The sequence below is a fragment of the Embleya sp. NPDC020630 genome (assembly GCF_044334985.1).
Classification (GTDB): Bacteria; Actinomycetota; Actinomycetes; order Streptomycetales; family Streptomycetaceae; genus Embleya.
Genome location: NZ_JBIRUB010000002.1, coordinates 162835 through 178402 on the forward strand (window position 1 = coordinate 162835; position 15568 = coordinate 178402).

A 15568-nucleotide genomic window follows, 5' to 3' on the forward strand; every position below is an offset into this window, starting at 1 on the left:
TCATGACCAGCATTGACGTTCTTTCGCCCGCCGGCGACAAGTCCGGGACGATCGAGCTCCCCGCGGGGATCTTCGACGTCCAGGTGAGCATCCCGACGATCCACCAGGTCGTCGTAGCGCAGCTCGCCGCCGCCCGTCAGGGCACGCACAAGACCAAGACTCGTGGCGAGGTCCGCGGCGGTGGGCGCAAGCCGTACCGCCAGAAGGGCACCGGTCGCGCCCGTCAGGGCTCGACCCGCGCGCCGCAGTTCGCCGGTGGTGGCGTCGTGCACGGTCCCGTGCCGCGCGACTACGAGCAGCGGACCCCGAAGAAGATGAAGGCGTCCGCCCTGCGCGGCGCCCTCTCGGACCGGGCTCGGCACGAGCGCATCCACTGCGTCTCCGCGCTGGTCGAGGGCGAGACGCCTTCGGTCAAGGCCGCGAAGACCCTCCTCGGCAAGATCAGCGAGCGCAAGAACCTGCTCCTGGTCGTCGAGAAGTCCGACACCGCCGCCTGGCTGAGCGCTCGCAACCTCCCGCAGGTGCACGTGCTCGAGGTCGGGCAGCTGAACACCTACGACGTGCTCGTCTCCGACGACGTGGTCTTCACGAAGGCCGCTCTGGAGCGCTTCATCGCCGGACCGGCGAAGGCCGCCTCGGCGGTCGCGGGCTCCGACGAGCTCGAAGGGAGCATCGCGTGAGCACCGACACCGTCGAGAGCACGACGAAGGTCACCAGCAAGACCTACACCGACCCGCGCGACGTGCTGCTGAAGCCGGTGATCTCGGAGAAGAGCTACGGGCTCATCGACGAGAACAAGTACACGTTCATCGTGCACCCCGACGCCAACAAGACCCAGATCAAGCAGGCCGTCATCGCGGTCTTCGGGGTCAAGGTCGAGAGCGTCAACACGATCAACCGCGTCGGTAAGCGCAAGCGCACCAAGACCGGTTTCGGCAAGCGCAAGGACACGAAGCGCGCGATCGTCACCCTTGCAGAGGGCGAGCGGATCGACATCTTCGGTGGACCCGTCGGCTGACGGCCGCTGATACGGACGAGGACTAAGAGAAGCCATGGGCATCCGCAAGTACAAGCCGACGACGCCGGGCCGTCGTGGCGCCAGCGTCGCCGACTTCGTCGAGATCACGCGGTCCGAGCCGGAGAAGTCGCTGGTCCGCCCTCTGCACAGCAAGGGTGGTCGTAACAACCACGGCCGCGTGACCGCTCGCCACCAGGGTGGCGGACACAAGCGCGCGTACCGACTGATCGACTTCCGGCGCAACGACAAGGACGGCGTGCCGGCCAAGGTCGCGCACATCGAGTACGACCCGAACCGCACCGCGCGCATCGCTCTCCTGCACTACGCGGACGGCGAGAAGCGCTACATCCTGTGCCCGAACAAGCTGAAGCAGGGCGACCGGATCGAGAACGGTCCGGGCGCCGACATCAAGCCGGGCAACAACATGCCGCTCCGGAACATCCCGGTCGGTACGGTCATCCACGCCATCGAGCTCCGGCCCGGTGGCGGCGCGAAGATCGCCCGTTCCGCGGGTGTCAGCGTGCAGCTGCTGGCGAAGGAGGGCGCCCACGCGACCCTCCGCATGCCCTCGGGCGAGATTCGCCTGGTGGACGTGCGCTGCCGGGCGACGGTCGGCGAGATCGGCAACGCCGAGCAGTCGAACATCAACTGGGGCAAGGCCGGTCGCATGCGCTGGAAGGGCAAGCGCCCGACCGTCCGCGGTGTGGCGATGAACCCCATCGACCACCCGCACGGTGGTGGTGAGGGCAAGACCTCCGGTGGTCGCCACCCGGTGAGCCCCTGGGGCAAGCCCGAGGGTCGTACTCGTCGGCCGAAGAAGGCCAGCGACAAGCTCATCATCCGCCGCCGCAAGACGAACAAGAAGCGCTAGGAGCAGTCTCGATGCCGCGCAGTCTGAAGAAGGGACCCTTCGTCGACGGCCACCTCATCAAGAAGGTGGACGTACAGAACGACAAGGGAACCAAGAACGTCATCAAGACCTGGTCCCGCCGCTCGATGATCGTCCCGGCGATGTTGGGCCACACGATCGCGGTGCACGACGGCCGCAAGCACGTCCCGGTGTTCGTGACCGAGTCGATGGTCGGCCACAAGCTCGGCGAGTTCGCGCCGACTCGGACCTTCCGCGGTCACGAGAAGGACGACCGGAAGTCGCGTCGTCGCTGACGCGGCGAATCGCATGGATATCGAGATGAGCAAGGGGACGTCGATGGAAGCCAGGGCTCAGGCGCGGTACATCCGCGTCACGCCCATGAAGGCCCGCCGTGTGGTGGACCTCATCCGTGGCATGAACGCCGCGGAGGCCCAGGCGGTCCTGCGATTCGCCCCGCAGGCCGCGAGTGAGCCGGTCGGCAAGGTGCTGGACAGCGCCATTGCCAACGCCGGTCACAACCACAACCTGGACACGAACAACCTGTACGTGTCCTCCGCCTACGTGGACGAGGGTCCGACCCTCAAGCGTTTCCGTCCGCGGGCACAGGGCCGGGCGTACCGCATCCGCAAGCGCACCAGCCACATCACCGTGGTTGTCGCCGAGAAGGAGAGGACCCGCTAGTGGGCCAGAAGGTTAACCCGCACGGGTTCCGTCTCGGCATCACCACGGACTTCAAGTCCCGGTGGTACGCCGACAAGCTGTACAAGGACTACGTCGGCGAGGACGTCAAGATTCGTCAGATGATGACGAAGGGCATGGAGCGCGCCGGGATCTCGAAGGTCGAGATCGAGCGCACCCGTGAGCGCGTCCGCGTCGACATCCACACCGCCCGGCCGGGCATCGTCATCGGCCGTCGTGGTGCGGAGGCCGACCGCATCCGCGGTGAGCTGGAGAAGCTCACCGGCAAGCAGGTCCAGCTGAACATCCTCGAGGTCAAGAACCCCGAGGTGGACGCCCAGCTGGTCGCGCAGGGTGTGGCCGAGCAGCTTTCGAGCCGCGTGTCCTTCCGCCGCGCGATGCGCAAGGCGATGCAGAGCTCCATGAAGGCCGGGGCCAAGGGCATCAAGATCCAGTGCGGTGGCCGCCTGGGTGGGGCCGAGATGTCCCGCTCGGAGTTCTACCGCGAGGGTCGTGTGCCGCTGCACACGCTGCGCGCCAACGTCGACTACGGCTTCTTCGAGGCCCGTACGACGTTCGGTCGCATCGGTGTGAAGGTGTGGATCTACAAGGGCGACGTGAAGAACATCGCCGAGGTCCGTGCCGAGAACGCCGCGGCGCGTGCCAGCAACCGTCCCGCCCGTGGTGGCGCTCCCGAGCGTCCCCGCCGCGGCGAGGGTGGCGGCGGCGGTCGTGGTGGCGAGCGCGGTGGCCGTGGTGGCCGCGGCGGACGTCCGCAGCAGAACGACGCGCAGGCCACCGGTTCCTCGGACACCGGTTCCGCGCCGGCGGCCGAGGCTGTGAACTCGGCGCCCGAATCCGGATCGGAGGCCTGACCCCGATGCTGATCCCCCGCAGGGTCAAGCACCGCAAGCAGCACCACCCCAAGCGTGGTGGCCGCGCCAAGGGCGGTACGGAACTGGCGTTCGGCGAGTACGGCATCCAGGCCCTCGGCCAGGCGTACGTCACCAACCGTCAGATCGAGTCCGCTCGTATCGCCATCACCCGGCACATCCGCCGTGGTGGCAAGGTGTGGATCAACATCTACCCCGACCGTCCGCTGACCAAGAAGCCTGCCGAGACCCGCATGGGTTCCGGTAAGGGCTCGCCCGAGTGGTGGGTCGCGAACGTCAAGCCCGGTCGGGTGATGTTCGAACTGTCGTACCCGAACGAGAAGGTGGCTCGTGAGGCGCTTACCCGCGCCGTGCACAAGCTGCCGATGAAGTGCCGGATCGTCCGGCGCGAGGCTGGTGAGGCGTGATGGCGGCCGTTACCAAGGCGTCCGAGCTCCGCGAACTCGGTGACGAGGAGATCGTCGCCAAGCTCCGCGAAGCCAAGGAGGAGCTGTTCAACCTCCGTTTCCAGGCGGCGACCGGGCAGCTCGAAAACCACGGGCGGCTCAAGGCTGTCCGTAAGGACATCGCCCGGATCTACACGCTGATGCGCGAGCGCGAGCTGGGCATCGACGTGCAGGAGACCGGAGGCGCGGCGTGAGCGAGAAGACTGAGATGACTGAAGCAGCCCGGGGATTCCGCAAGACCCGTGAGGGCCTCGTCGTCAGCGACAAGATGGACAAGACCGTCGTCGTCGCCGTCGAGGACCGCGTGAAGCACCCGATGTACGGCAAGGTCATCCGCCGCACGAACAAGCTGAAGGCTCACGACGAGCAGAACGCCTGTGGCGTCGGTGACCGTGTCGTCCTCATGGAGACTCGGCCGCTGTCCGCCAGCAAGCGCTGGCGCATCGTCGAGATCCTCGAAAAGGCCAAGTAGCGAGCGCCGGTCGCCCCACCATCCGTGGGTCGTGACCGCGACGTGACGATCAGGAGTTAGACGTGATCCAGCAGGAGTCGCGACTGCGAGTCGCCGACAACACGGGTGCGAAGGAGATTCTCTGCATCCGTGTGCTCGGTGGCTCCGGCCGGCGCTACGCGGGCATCGGGGACGTCATCGTTGCCACCGTCAAGGACGCGATCCCCGGTGGCAACGTGAAGAAGGGCGACGTCATCAAGGCGGTCGTCGTGCGGACGGTCAAGGAGCGCCGGCGTGTCGACGGCTCCTACATCCGCTTCGACGAGAACGCCGCCGTCGTCCTGAAGAACGATGGCGAACCCCGTGGCACCCGTATTTTCGGCCCGGTCGGCCGTGAGCTTCGCGAGAAGAAGTTCATGAAGATCATCTCGCTCGCGCCGGAGGTGCTCTAACCAATGGCGAAGGCGATGAAGATCAAGAAGGGTGACCTGGTACAGGTCATCACCGGCAAGGACAAGGGCAAGCAGGGCAAGGTCATCGCGGCCTACCCGACCCAGGAGCGCGTCCTGGTCGAGGGTGTCAACCGGATCAAGAAGCACACCAAGGTGGGTCAGTCCGCCAAGGGTGCCAAGACCGGCGGCATCATCACCCAGGAAGCGTCCGTCCACATCAGCAACGTGATGCTGGTCGTGGAGAAGGACGGTAAGAAGGTCCCGACCCGGACCGGCTTCCGGTTCGACGACGAGGGCAACAAGATCCGGTACGCCAAGCGGACCGGTGAGGACATCTGATGACGGTCACCACCGAGGCGCGTGAACTGCCGCGTCTGAAGCAGCGTTACCGCGAGGAGATCCTGGGCAAGCTGCGTGAGGAGTTCTCGTTCGAGAACATCATGCAGGTTCCCGGTGTCACCAAGATCGTGGTCAACATGGGTGTGGGCGACGCCGCCCGCGACTCCAAGCTGATCGACGGCGCGATCAAGGACCTGATGGCCATCACCGGCCAGAAGCCCCAGGTCACCAAGGCCCGCAAGTCCATCGCGCAGTTCAAGCTGCGCGAGGGTCAGCCGATCGGCGCGCACGTTACACTGCGCGGCGACCGCATGTGGGAGTTCCTGGACCGTCTGCTGTCGATCGCCCTGCCGCGTATCCGCGACTTCCGCGGGCTTTCGCCCAAGCAGTTCGACGGGCGCGGCAACTACACCTTCGGTCTCACGGAGCAGTCGATGTTCCACGAGATCGACCAGGACAAGATCGACCGCGTTCGTGGCATGGACATCACTGTGGTGACCACCGCCAAGAACGACGACGAGGGCCGCGCTCTGCTGCGTCTCCTCGGCTTCCCGTTCAAGGAAGCGTGAGCAGTCGCCTCGGCGGCTGAGGAACGCAACAAGGAGACTGAGACGTGGCGAAGAAGGCCCTGATCGCAAAGGCCGCCCGCAAGCCGAAGTTCGAGGTTCGCGGCTACACGCGCTGCCAGCGCTGTGGCCGTCCTCACTCGGTGTACCGCAAGTTCGGCCTGTGCCGTGTGTGCCTGCGCACCATGGCGCACGCCGGCGAGCTGCCGGGCGTCACCAAGAGCAGCTGGTAGTCCGCGGCCGCCCCGGCGGCCGAGAGCTACCGCTACCGCAACAAATCGTTCGCCCGCTGGGCCGAGCGAGAACAGTAACGACGTCGTAGGTCCCGCACCGCAGTCGCCGTCCGCCGCCGTCCTTCGGGTCGGCGGCGGACGAGGGATCGCACGCCGGGAAACCACGGCGAGAAAGGCCTTGAGGCCGTCATGACCATGACCGACCCCATCGCAGACATGCTGACCCGTCTGCGGAACGCCAACTCGGCATACCACGACGATGTCGTGATGCCGTTCAGCAAGATCAAGTCGCACATCGCGGAGATCCTCCAGCAGGAGGGTTACATCCAGGGCTGGCGCGTCGAGGACGCGGAGGTGGGCAAGAAGCTCACCGTCGTCCTCAAGTACGGCCCGAACCGCGAGCGCTCGATCGCCGGCGTCCGCCGCGTGTCGAAGCCCGGTCTGCGGGTGTACGCAAAGTCCACGAACCTGCCGAAGGTACTCGGTGGCCTCGGCGTCGCGATCATCTCGACGTCGACCGGTCTCCTCACCGACAAGCAGGCGGCCAAGAAGGGCGTGGGCGGGGAAGTCCTCGCCTTCGTCTGGTAAGGGAAGGGAAGGAGAGCAATGTCGCGCATCGGACGTCTCCCCATCCCGGTTCCCACCGGTGTGGACGTCACCATCAATGGCCGCGAGGTTGTCGTGAAGGGCCCCAAGGGTTCCCTGTCGCACACCATCGCCGCCCCGATCGAGATCGCCAAGTCGGACGACGGCACCCTCGCGGTGACCCGCCCCGACGACGAGCGTCGCTCGAAGGCCCTGCACGGGCTGTCCCGGACGCTGGTGGCGAACATGATCACTGGTGTGACCCAGGGATACATCAAGAAGCTCGAGATCAGCGGTGTCGGCTACCGTGTCCAGCAGAAGGGCTCCTCGCTGGAGTTCGCGCTCGGATTCAGCCACCCCGTCGTCGTCGAGGCCCCGGAAGGCATCACCTTCGCGGTCGAGGCCCCCACCCGTTTTTCGGTCGAGGGCATCGACAAGCAGAAGGTCGGTGAAATCGCCGCGAACATCCGCAAGCTGCGGAAGCCCGACCCGTACAAGGCCAAGGGCGTCAAGTACGCGGGCGAGGTCATCCGCCGCAAGGTCGGAAAGGCTGGTAAGTAGGCATGGCTGTCGGCGTGAAGACCGGCAAGGGCGTTGCGAAGAAGTCTGTCGCACGCAAGCGCCGGCACATCCGGGTGCGGAAGAAGGTTTCCGGCACCCCGCTGCGGCCCCGTCTCGTCGTGAGCCGCTCCACCCGTCACATGGTGGCGCAGGTTATCGACGACATCGCCGGCCACACTCTCGCTTCGGCGTCCACGATGGACCCGTCCATCCGCGGTGCCGAGGGTGACAAGACCGCCCAGGCTCGCAAGGTCGGCGAATTGGTCGCCGAGCGCGCGAAGGCCGCGGGTGTCGAGGCCGTCGTGTTCGACCGCGGTGGCAACAAGTACCACGGTCGCATCGCCGCTCTCGCGGATGCCGCACGCGGAAACGGGCTCACCTTCTGAGCCCGCTGCTCCGGACAAGCTTCGAACGACAGATGAGGACATTCTGATGGCTGGACCCCAGCGCCGCGGTGGCGGCGCCGGCGGCGGCGAGCGGCGGGACCGGCGGGATCGACGTGATGGTGGCGCAGCCGCCGAGAAGACCGCTTACGTCGAGCGCGTCGTCGCGATCAATCGCGTCGCCAAGGTCGTGAAGGGTGGACGTCGCTTCAGCTTCACCGCGCTGGTCGTGGTGGGCGATGGCGACGGCACCGTAGGTGTCGGTTACGGCAAGGCCAAGGAGGTGCCGGCCGCGATCGCCAAGGGTGTTGAAGAGGCCAAGAAGCACTTCTTCAAGGTCCCCCGTATCCAGGGCACCATTCCGCACCCGATCCAGGGTGAGAAGGCTGCCGGCGTCGTGCTCCTGAAGCCGGCCTCGCCGGGTACCGGTGTCATCGCCGGTGGCCCCGTGCGCGCCGTGCTCGAGTGCGCCGGCATCCACGACGTGCTGAGCAAGTCGCTCGGTTCGTCGAACCCGATCAACATCGTGCACGCGACCGTCGCGGCGCTCCAGGGGCTCGTTCGCCCCGAGGAGATCGCGGCTCGTCGTGGCCTGCCCCTGGAGGACGTGGCCCCGGCCGCGCTCCTGCGGGCCCGCGCGGGGGTTGGTGCGTAATGGCACGTCTCAAGGTCACGCAGACCCGATCCAAGATCGGTGGCAGGCAGAACCAGCGGGACACTCTCCGTTCGCTCGGTCTCAAGCGCGTCCACGACGTGGTCGTCAAGGAGGACCGCCCGGAGATCCGCGGCATGATCGCGACGGTGTCGCACCTCGTCACCGTCGAGGAGGTCGACTGACATGGGTGCTGACAACCCGCTGAAGGTGCACCACCTGCGGCCCGCCCCGGGCGCCAAGACCGCCAAGACCCGCGTGGGTCGTGGTGAGGGCTCCAAGGGCAAGACCGCCGGTCGTGGTACCAAGGGCACCAAGGCTCGTTACCAGGTGCCGGCCCGCTTCGAGGGTGGGCAGATGCCGCTGCACATGCGGCTGCCCAAGCTCAAGGGCTTCAAGAACCCGTTCCGGGTCGAGTTCCAGGTCGTGAACCTGGACAGGATCGAGTCCCTGTACCCCAACGGTGGCGAGGTCACCGTCGAGGGTCTGATCGAGAAGGGCGCGGTTCGCAAGAACCTGCCCGTCAAGGTCCTGGGCACCGGCGAGATCTCGGTGGCCGTCCAGGTGAAGGCGCACGCCTTCTCCGGCTCCGCCAAGACCAAGATCGCCGCCGCGGGTGGTTCGGCCGACGAACTGTCGGTCTGACCCCTCGCGGACAAGGAATGACCGTCATGGCCCGTTCGGATCGGTACCGAACGGGCCTTGACGTCGTTGGAGGCTATAGCTCAGGGGCGTCACGCCGGTAAGGTGGTGACGCCCCTGTGGTTTGCTGTGCCGTGGGGGTGGGTTCATTGCGCCACCCCCTCACATGACTTGCTCCGTTTTTCACTTGTGTTGTGTCATGACGCAGGAACGTCGGGCCCGGGCGATACTTCCGGGCCGTCGGCGCTGTTATTGTCCGTGAGGTTCCTGTGAGGGACCTGACCAGTGGTCCTCTTCCCGGGACCGACGACTCGATCGACTCGCCCCTGAGACGGGCGGGGCGCAGGAGGCAGTGTGCTCACCGCGTTCGCCAGGGCGTTCCGCACGCCCGACCTGCGCAAGAAGCTGCTGTTCACGTTGGCGATCATCGTCCTTTTCCGGATCGGGTCGCACATCCCGGTACCCGGCGTCTCATTCGAGATGGTGCGCTCTTGCGTAGAGGACTCCAACAAGAACAGCCTGTTCGGGCTCGTGAACATGTTCAGCGGTGGTGCGCTGCTGCAACTCACGATCTTCGCGCTGGGGATCATGCCGTACATCACGGCGAGCATCATCCTCCAGCTGCTCACCGTCGTGATCCCGCGACTGGAGGCCCTCAAGAAGGAGGGCCAGGCCGGTACCGCGAAGATCACGCAGTACACCCGCTACCTCACCATCGCGCTGTCCGTGCTCCAGGCGACCGCGCTGATCGCCACCGCCCGCAGCGGCGCGCTGTTCTCCAGCGCCCGCAGCGCCACCTGTGACCCGCAGGGCATCGTTCCGGACGACTCGCTCTTCCGGGTGATCGTGATGGTCGTCGTGATGACGGCCGGCACCTCGACGATCATGTGGCTCGGTGAGCTGATCACCGACCGCGGCATCGGCAACGGCATGTCGATCCTGATGTTCGTCTCGGTCGCCGCCGGCTTCCCGGCCGCGCTGTGGACGATCAAGGAGCAGGGCACCATCGGCGACGGTTGGGTCCCGTTCTTCACCGTCATCGCCATCGGCCTCGTGATGGTCGGCCTGGTGGTCTTCGTGGAACAGGCGCAGCGCCGGATCCCGGTGCAGTACGCCAAGCGCATGATCGGGCGTCGCGCCTACGGCGGGACCTCGACCTACATCCCGCTCAAGGTGAACCAGGCGGGCATCATCCCCGTCATCTTCGCCTCGTCGCTGCTCTACATTCCGGCTCTGATCGCGCAGTTCAGCGGTGGCAAGTCGGACTGGGCGGTGTGGATCGAACGACACTTCGTCAAGGGCGACCACCCGCTGTACATGATCACGTACTTCCTGCTGATCGTCTTCTTCGCGTTCTTCTACGTGGCCATCACGTTCAACCCCGAAGAAGTAGCCGACAACATGAAGAAGTATGGTGGCTTCATTCCGGGGATCCGCGCCGGCAGACCGACCGCGGAATACCTGAACTACATCCTCACCAGGATCACGTGGCCCGGATCGTTGTACCTGGGCATGATCGCGCTGGTACCCAGCATCGCGCTCGTGCTCTTCAACGCCAACCAGAACTTCCCGTTCGGCGGCACGAGCATCCTGATCATCGTGGGAGTGGGTCTGGAAACCGTGAAGCAGATCGAGAGTCAGCTCCAGCAGCGCAACTACGAAGGCTTCCTCCGCTAAATGCGTATCGTTCTCGTGGGGCCTCCCGGCGCGGGTAAGGGAACCCAGGCCCAGTACATCGCCGCCAACCTGTCGATTCCCGCCGTCTCGACAGGTGACATCTTCCGCGCCAACGTGAGCCAGGGCACTCCGCTCGGCCGCGAGGCGAAGACCTACATGGACGCGGGCAACCTCGTACCCGACGAGGTGACCATAGGCATGGTCCGGGAGCGCCTGTCGCAGCCGGACGTCGCCGGAGGTTTCCTCCTGGACGGGTTCCCGCGCAACACGGCGCAGGCCAAGGTGCTCGACGAGATCCTGGCCGAGAACGACACCGAGCTGGACGTGGTGCTCGAACTCAAGGTCGACGACTCGGAGATCATTCAGCGGATCTCGGGCCGTCGGCAGTGCCGGGCCAACGGACACGTCTGTCACATCCTGACCGACGCGCCGAAGGTCGCCGGCATCTGCGACGAGTGCGGCAGTGAGCTGTACCAGCGCGACGACGACCGCGAGGAGACCGTCCGGCACCGTCTGGACGTCTACAAGGAGCAGACCGAACCCCTGGTCGGCTACTACTCGGAGCGCAACCTCCTGCTGCCGATCCAGGCGACCGGTCCGGTCAAGGAGGTCACCGCGCGCGCGATGACCGCGCTTCGGGAGTTCGGCGCCTGATCGGGGCCGGCCGCGACAGACATCACACATGGGCGATCCGGGGAAACCCCGGATCGCCCATCGTGCTTTCAGTGGATGACAGGTGAGGACGGCAATGCCGGTGTTCAGGAAGCGGCACATGCGGATCGAACGCAAGACGCCCGAGCAGATCGAGAAGATGCGTCGTGCCGGCGCGGTGGTGGCCGACACGCTGGCCCTGCTGCGCGAGGCGGCGGTGCCCGGGGTGACCACCGCCGATCTGGACACGATCGCCGAGCGCTCGATCCGCGGCGCCGGGGCGATTCCCTCGTTCAAGGGCTACCACGGCTTCCCGGCGTCGATCTGCGCGTCGGTCAACGACGTGGTCGTGCACGGGATCCCGGACGAGACGCCGCTGCGGGACGGGGACATCATCTCGATCGACTGCGGCGCGATCCTGGACGGCTGGCACGGCGACTCGGCGATCACGGTGCCGATCGGCACGGTGGTGCCCGAGGTGCTGGAACTGAGCCGGGTGTGCGAGCAGTCGATGTGGGCGGGCATCGAGGCGGCGGTGGCGGGCGGTCGGCTGACCGACATCAGCCACGCGGTGGAGAAGTCGATCCGGTCGCACCGGCTGCCGGGCGGCGCGAAGTACGGGATCGTTGAGGACTACGGCGGCCACGGCATCGGCACCGAGATGCACCAGGACCCGCACGTGCTCAACTACGGCCCGGGCGGCCGGGGTCCGCGCCTGGAGGTCGGGGTGTGCCTGGCGATCGAGCCGATGGTCACCCTCGGCAAGCCGGACACCTACACGCTGCCCGACGAGTGGACGGTCAAGACCACCGCCGGCGGCCACGCAGCGCACTGGGAGCACTCGATCGCGATCACCGCGAACGGACCCGTGGTGCTCACCGCGCCCTGAGGACAGACCCCCGCCGATGGTGGGGCTGGCCCCATGTACGAGACCGCGGTGCCTGCCTAGTGTCGAAGGCATGGTGAGGCATCCGACGATGCGGGCATCCGACGTGGACCGCGAGGCGGCGGTGACGCTCCTGCGCGAGCACCATCTGGTCGGACGGCTGACGCTGGCAGAGTTCAACGAGCGTATGGGCGCCGCCTTCGCGGCGGTCACCCTGGGGGACCTGGCCCGGCTGATCGCCGATCTGCCGCCCCCGGAGCATCTGGAGGCCGACGTCGAGGTGATCCGCGCGCGGATGGCCTACGAGGAGGCGCGCACCCGGGCGGCGCTCGCCCGGCCGGCGGTGTCGGGTACGGAGCCGGCGACGTCGGTGTTGCCCGCGATGCCGCTCACGCCGCCGCGGCCGCTGCCGCCGGTGCCGGCCGAGGTGCGATGGTCGGCCGCCCCGGCGCGGCGCCCGGGCGACGGGTGGGCCACCGCGGCGCGGGGCCTGCGCGCGGCCTGGACGGTGTTGAACGCGGTCACCGCGCTGAACGTGGTGATCTGGCTGCTGGTCGCGGTCGCGGGTACGGGCGTCGTGTACTTCTGGCCGGTGTGGGTCTACGGTCCGGCGGCCGCGGTGCTGGGTTCGATCCAGATGATCGTGTGGCGACACGGGCGCGCCGCGCCGTGACCCGGGCGCCGGTGGGCCGAGCGGGGCTACGCTCGAAGCATGGACCGTGATCCGAACGTCCCCGCGACTGCGGCGGACCGCGAACGTGTGACCGCCGAGCTGCGCGAGCACCTGGCGTCGGGTCGGCTGGCGCTGGCCGACTACCGGGTCGGCCTGGACGGGGTGCGCCGGGCGGTCACGGTGGGGGAGCTGGACGCGCTCGCGGCGAACCTGCCGGGTCGCGAGGATCGCACCGAGACGGCGGGAGCGACGCCGCCGCCGGGATACGACCGCCCCGTCGAGGCGCCGTTTCGCGCGGGTGCCTACGGTCCGGCCGAGGAGCGTCGGTCGCGGGTGTCCAACACGATGTTGAACAAGGTCTGGCTGGTCGTGATGACCCTCGGCGTGCTGGTGTGGGCACTGGTCTACTTCGTGCGCTGATCCACGCGCCGGCTCGTGCGCGGGCGGTGCGCCGCTGCGGGTGTCCGCGGGGGCGCCGGCGCGGAATCCGCGGTTCCGGGGCCGGTTTCGCTTTCACCCGTCCAGTGGCTTAGACTGACTCGTCGGCTCACATGTAGCCAGGTTTGGCGCGCCCGTCGTACGGGCGCCGAAAATTTGAGCTTCGTCATGTGCGCCGGGTAACGGTAGTTGATCCCGAGACACGAAGCGCGGAGGACATGCCCAAGAAGCAAGGGGCCATCGAAATCGAGGGCACCGTCATCGAGTCGCTCCCCAACGCCATGTTTCGCGTCGAGCTTCAGAACGGGCACAAGGTCCTCGCGCACATCAGTGGGAAGATGCGGATGCACTACATCCGGATTCTTCCGGACGACCGGGTTGTCGTGGAGCTGAGCCCTTACGACCTGACCCGCGGCCGGATCGTCTACCGCTACAAGTAGGCGAGCCCCGGTCCCGCCCACGCCGTGCGTGGTGTGTGGGGCCTGGCAGCAAACCGACAACCGACTCGGCGACGGCGGCGTGCCCGCACGCCTTCGTCACACGTACCGGAGAAATCATGAAGGTCAAGCCGAGCGTCAAGAAGATCTGCGACAAGTGCAAGGTGATCCGCCGTCACGGCCGGGTCATGGTGATCTGCGAGAACCTGCGCCACAAGCAGCGCCAGGGCTGAGCGGCACCACCCCCCTTCGCACAACGAGCGATCGACGCGCGACGCACCCCGTAAGAGCCGCAGCACCCGACCCCCGCCCCGTGCGGGACGCCACCCTCGGCCGGAGGCCGAGGACCGAGCACATCCCCCGTGGATCTGCCGGACCGGTGCTGGGCCAGACCTCCGACTGAAACCAGGAGCCACACATATGGCACGCCTCGTCGGCGTCGACCTCCCCCGTGACAAGCGGGTCGAGGTCGCTCTGACCTACATCTTCGGCGTCGGGCGCACTCGTGCGCTGGACACGCTGAAGAACACCGGTGTCAACCCCGACACCCGCGTCCGCGATCTCGCCGAGGACGACCTGATCAAGCTTCGCGACTGGATCGAGGGCAACTACCGCGTCGAGGGTGACCTCCGCCGCGAAGTCGCCGCCGACATCCGCCGCAAGGTCGAGATCGGTTGCTACGAAGGTCTGCGTCACCGTCGCGGTCTTCCCGTCCGCGGTCAGCGCACCCACACCAACGCGCGTACCCGCAAGGGCCCGCGCCGCGCGATCGCCGGCAAGAAGAAGCCGGGCAAGAAGTAGTCCGCGTACGACGGATCACGCGGTCCTCAATTCGTAGCGGACCGACGACCTCAGGAGTTTCCAGCAGATGCCTCCCAAGAGCCGCGCGGGCGCCAAGAAGGTGCGCCGCAAGGAAAAGAAGAACGTCGCTCACGGGCACGCCCACATCAAGAGCACGTTCAACAACACCATCGTTTCGATCACGGACCCCAGCGGCAACGTGATCTCGTGGGCCTCCGCGGGCCACGTCGGCTTCAAGGGCTCGCGCAAGTCGACCCCCTTCGCCGCGCAGATGGCCGCCGAGTCCGCCGCGCGTCGTGCGCAGGAGCACGGCATGCGCAAGGTCGACGTTTTCGTCAAGGGCCCGGGCTCCGGTCGGGAGACCGCCATTCGTTCGCTGCAGGCCACCGGCCTGGAGGTGGGCTCCATTCAGGACGTCACCCCCGTGCCGCACAACGGCTGCCGCCCCCCCAAGCGCCGCCGCGTCTGACCAGCAGCTGACTAGGAGTTAAAGAACAATGGCGCGTTACACCGGCGCGGACTGCAAGCGCTGCCGTCGCGAGAAGATGAAGCTGTTCCTCAAGGGCAGCAAGTGCGAGGGCCCGAAGTGCCCGATCGAGATCCGCCCCTACCCGCCGGGCGAGCACGGTCGTGGCCGTACCAAGGACAGCGAGTACCTGCTGCAGATGCGCGAGAAGCAGAAGTGCGCGCGCATCTACGGCGTTCTCGAGAAGCAGTTCAAGGGCTACTACGAGGAAGCGAACCGTCGCCAGGGCAAGACCGGCGAGAACCTGCTTCGCATCCTCGAGTCGCGCCTGGACAACGTGGTCTACCGCGCGGGCTTCGCCAAGTCGCGTGACCACGCCCGTCAGCTCGTGCGCCACGGTCACATCGTGGTCAACGGCGTCAAGACGGACATCCCGTCGTTCCGGGTCTCCGACAACGACATCATCGAGGTCCGCAAGGACTCGGTCGAGCTGACCCCGTTCGTGGTCGCCCGTGCCGAGGCCGGCGAGCGCACCGTCCCGGCCTGGCTCGAGGTCATCCCGGGCAAGATGCGCATCCTCGTGCACTCCCTCCCGGCGCGTCAGGTCATCGACACGCAGGTGCAGGAGCAGTTGATCGTCGAGCTCTACTCGAAGTAGCGGCTCTTCGGAACGGGCGGACCGCCCCAGGGTTTGCAGACAAACCCTGGACGCCGGTCCGCCCGTATCCTTGTTCTCACTGGCGTCATATAGCGGACGCCAATGACATGG

The 15568-nt window shown here is 66.9% G+C and carries 29 protein-coding genes; all 29 read left to right on the forward strand.

All coding sequences use genetic code 11. The features are described from left to right. The first annotated feature begins 2 nt into the window (after window positions 1–2). On the forward strand, window positions 3–680 hold the full coding sequence (gene rplD / locus ACH4XV_RS06840) for a 50S ribosomal protein L4 (protein WP_078975730.1): 678 nt from the start codon (window positions 3–5) through the stop codon (window positions 678–680). Then, window positions 677–1018 carry a 50S ribosomal protein L23 gene (gene rplW / locus ACH4XV_RS06845; protein WP_020549235.1) on the forward strand — a complete coding sequence of 114 codons (342 nt, stop codon included), beginning with the start codon at window positions 677–679 and terminating at the stop codon, window positions 1016–1018. Before rplD ends, rplW begins: the two co-directional genes overlap by 4 nt. A 34-nt stretch (window positions 1019–1052) precedes the next feature. Beyond that, the gene (gene rplB / locus ACH4XV_RS06850; protein ID WP_020549234.1) at window positions 1053–1889 is read left to right on the forward strand and encodes a 50S ribosomal protein L2; all 837 of its coding nucleotides are present in this window, start codon (window positions 1053–1055) and stop codon (window positions 1887–1889) included. A gap of 11 nt (window positions 1890–1900) precedes the next feature. Further along, window positions 1901–2182, forward strand: coding sequence for a 30S ribosomal protein S19 (gene rpsS, locus ACH4XV_RS06855; protein WP_020549233.1), 282 nt, complete (start codon window positions 1901–1903; stop codon window positions 2180–2182). Window positions 2183–2225: 43 nt separating this feature from the next. Continuing rightward, a complete protein-coding gene (gene rplV, locus ACH4XV_RS06860) occupies window positions 2226–2570 on the forward strand; it encodes a 50S ribosomal protein L22 (RefSeq protein ID WP_078979279.1) in 345 nt (114 codons plus the stop codon). Next, window positions 2570–3442 carry a 30S ribosomal protein S3 gene (rpsC, locus tag ACH4XV_RS06865; protein WP_078975729.1) on the forward strand — a complete coding sequence of 291 codons (873 nt, stop codon included), beginning with the start codon at window positions 2570–2572 and terminating at the stop codon, window positions 3440–3442. The genes rplV and rpsC overlap by 1 nt, the downstream gene beginning before the upstream one ends. A 5-nt stretch (window positions 3443–3447) precedes the next feature. After that, window positions 3448–3867, forward strand: coding sequence for a 50S ribosomal protein L16 (gene rplP / locus ACH4XV_RS06870; RefSeq protein ID WP_020549230.1), 420 nt, complete (start codon window positions 3448–3450; stop codon window positions 3865–3867). After that, window positions 3867–4100, forward strand: a complete 234-nt coding sequence (rpmC, locus tag ACH4XV_RS06875; RefSeq protein WP_020549229.1) for a 50S ribosomal protein L29 — start codon at window positions 3867–3869, stop codon at window positions 4098–4100. Before rplP ends, rpmC begins: the two co-directional genes overlap by 1 nt. Continuing rightward, window positions 4097–4378, forward strand: a complete 282-nt coding sequence (gene rpsQ / locus ACH4XV_RS06880; RefSeq protein WP_020549228.1) for a 30S ribosomal protein S17 — start codon at window positions 4097–4099, stop codon at window positions 4376–4378. Before rpmC ends, rpsQ begins: the two co-directional genes overlap by 4 nt. Window positions 4379–4440: 62 nt before the next feature. After that, window positions 4441–4809, forward strand: a complete 369-nt coding sequence (gene rplN / locus ACH4XV_RS06885) for a 50S ribosomal protein L14 (RefSeq protein WP_078975728.1) — start codon at window positions 4441–4443, stop codon at window positions 4807–4809. Between the two features lie 15 nt (window positions 4810–4824). Further along, entirely contained in the window at window positions 4825–5148 is a 324-nt protein-coding gene (rplX, locus tag ACH4XV_RS06890; protein WP_078979278.1) for a 50S ribosomal protein L24, read from the forward strand. After that, window positions 5148–5717, forward strand: a complete 570-nt coding sequence (gene rplE, locus ACH4XV_RS06895) for a 50S ribosomal protein L5 (protein WP_078975727.1) — start codon at window positions 5148–5150, stop codon at window positions 5715–5717. The genes rplX and rplE overlap by 1 nt, the downstream gene beginning before the upstream one ends. Window positions 5718–5761: 44 nt before the next feature. After that, window positions 5762–5947 (forward strand): type Z 30S ribosomal protein S14, encoded by a 186-nt coding sequence (locus tag ACH4XV_RS06900; RefSeq protein WP_020549224.1) that lies wholly within the window; start codon window positions 5762–5764, stop codon window positions 5945–5947. 189 nt (window positions 5948–6136) lie between these two features. Next, window positions 6137–6535, forward strand: coding sequence for a 30S ribosomal protein S8 (rpsH, locus tag ACH4XV_RS06905; RefSeq protein WP_020549223.1), 399 nt, complete (start codon window positions 6137–6139; stop codon window positions 6533–6535). 18 nt (window positions 6536–6553) lie between these two features. Then, window positions 6554–7093, forward strand: coding sequence for a 50S ribosomal protein L6 (rplF, locus tag ACH4XV_RS06910; RefSeq protein WP_078975726.1), 540 nt, complete (start codon window positions 6554–6556; stop codon window positions 7091–7093). Between the two features lie 2 nt (window positions 7094–7095). Next, the gene (gene rplR, locus ACH4XV_RS06915; RefSeq protein WP_395787283.1) at window positions 7096–7479 is read left to right on the forward strand and encodes a 50S ribosomal protein L18; all 384 of its coding nucleotides are present in this window, start codon (window positions 7096–7098) and stop codon (window positions 7477–7479) included. Between the two features lie 46 nt (window positions 7480–7525). After that, window positions 7526–8131: a 30S ribosomal protein S5 gene (rpsE, locus tag ACH4XV_RS06920; protein ID WP_020549220.1), complete on the forward strand. Its 606-nt coding sequence runs from the start codon at window positions 7526–7528 to the stop codon at window positions 8129–8131. Then, entirely contained in the window at window positions 8131–8313 is a 183-nt protein-coding gene (gene rpmD, locus ACH4XV_RS06925) for a 50S ribosomal protein L30 (RefSeq protein ID WP_020549219.1), read from the forward strand. The genes rpsE and rpmD overlap by 1 nt, the downstream gene beginning before the upstream one ends. A 1-nt stretch (window position 8314) precedes the next feature. Continuing rightward, on the forward strand, window positions 8315–8773 hold the full coding sequence (rplO, locus tag ACH4XV_RS06930) for a 50S ribosomal protein L15 (RefSeq protein ID WP_380005415.1): 459 nt from the start codon (window positions 8315–8317) through the stop codon (window positions 8771–8773). Window positions 8774–9124: 351 nt separating this feature from the next. Further along, window positions 9125–10447: a preprotein translocase subunit SecY gene (gene secY / locus ACH4XV_RS06935; protein WP_395787285.1), complete on the forward strand. Its 1323-nt coding sequence runs from the start codon at window positions 9125–9127 to the stop codon at window positions 10445–10447. Then, window positions 10448–11101 carry an adenylate kinase gene (locus ACH4XV_RS06940; protein WP_395787287.1) on the forward strand — a complete coding sequence of 218 codons (654 nt, stop codon included), beginning with the start codon at window positions 10448–10450 and terminating at the stop codon, window positions 11099–11101. A gap of 118 nt (window positions 11102–11219) precedes the next feature. After that, on the forward strand, window positions 11220–11987 hold the full coding sequence (map, locus tag ACH4XV_RS06945) for a type I methionyl aminopeptidase (RefSeq protein ID WP_395787289.1): 768 nt from the start codon (window positions 11220–11222) through the stop codon (window positions 11985–11987). Window positions 11988–12057: 70 nt separating this feature from the next. Next, window positions 12058–12657, forward strand: a complete 600-nt coding sequence (locus ACH4XV_RS06950) for a DUF1707 domain-containing protein (protein ID WP_395787291.1) — start codon at window positions 12058–12060, stop codon at window positions 12655–12657. A 39-nt stretch (window positions 12658–12696) separates the two neighbouring features. After that, window positions 12697–13077 (forward strand): DUF1707 domain-containing protein, encoded by a 381-nt coding sequence (locus ACH4XV_RS06955; protein ID WP_395787293.1) that lies wholly within the window; start codon window positions 12697–12699, stop codon window positions 13075–13077. Between the two features lie 236 nt (window positions 13078–13313). Further along, on the forward strand, window positions 13314–13535 hold the full coding sequence (gene infA, locus ACH4XV_RS06960; RefSeq protein WP_018382544.1) for a translation initiation factor IF-1: 222 nt from the start codon (window positions 13314–13316) through the stop codon (window positions 13533–13535). A gap of 116 nt (window positions 13536–13651) precedes the next feature. Then, complete coding sequence (rpmJ, locus tag ACH4XV_RS06965) at window positions 13652–13765, forward strand: 50S ribosomal protein L36 (RefSeq protein ID WP_009740505.1); 114 nt, start codon at window positions 13652–13654, stop codon at window positions 13763–13765. Window positions 13766–13952: 187 nt separating this feature from the next. Next, window positions 13953–14333, forward strand: a complete 381-nt coding sequence (gene rpsM / locus ACH4XV_RS06970) for a 30S ribosomal protein S13 (RefSeq protein ID WP_078975718.1) — start codon at window positions 13953–13955, stop codon at window positions 14331–14333. Window positions 14334–14400: 67 nt separating this feature from the next. Beyond that, complete coding sequence (gene rpsK, locus ACH4XV_RS06975) at window positions 14401–14802, forward strand: 30S ribosomal protein S11 (protein WP_020549211.1); 402 nt, start codon at window positions 14401–14403, stop codon at window positions 14800–14802. A gap of 28 nt (window positions 14803–14830) precedes the next feature. Then, window positions 14831–15457: a 30S ribosomal protein S4 gene (rpsD, locus tag ACH4XV_RS06980; protein ID WP_020549210.1), complete on the forward strand. Its 627-nt coding sequence runs from the start codon at window positions 14831–14833 to the stop codon at window positions 15455–15457. Window positions 15458–15568 lie beyond the last annotated feature (111 nt).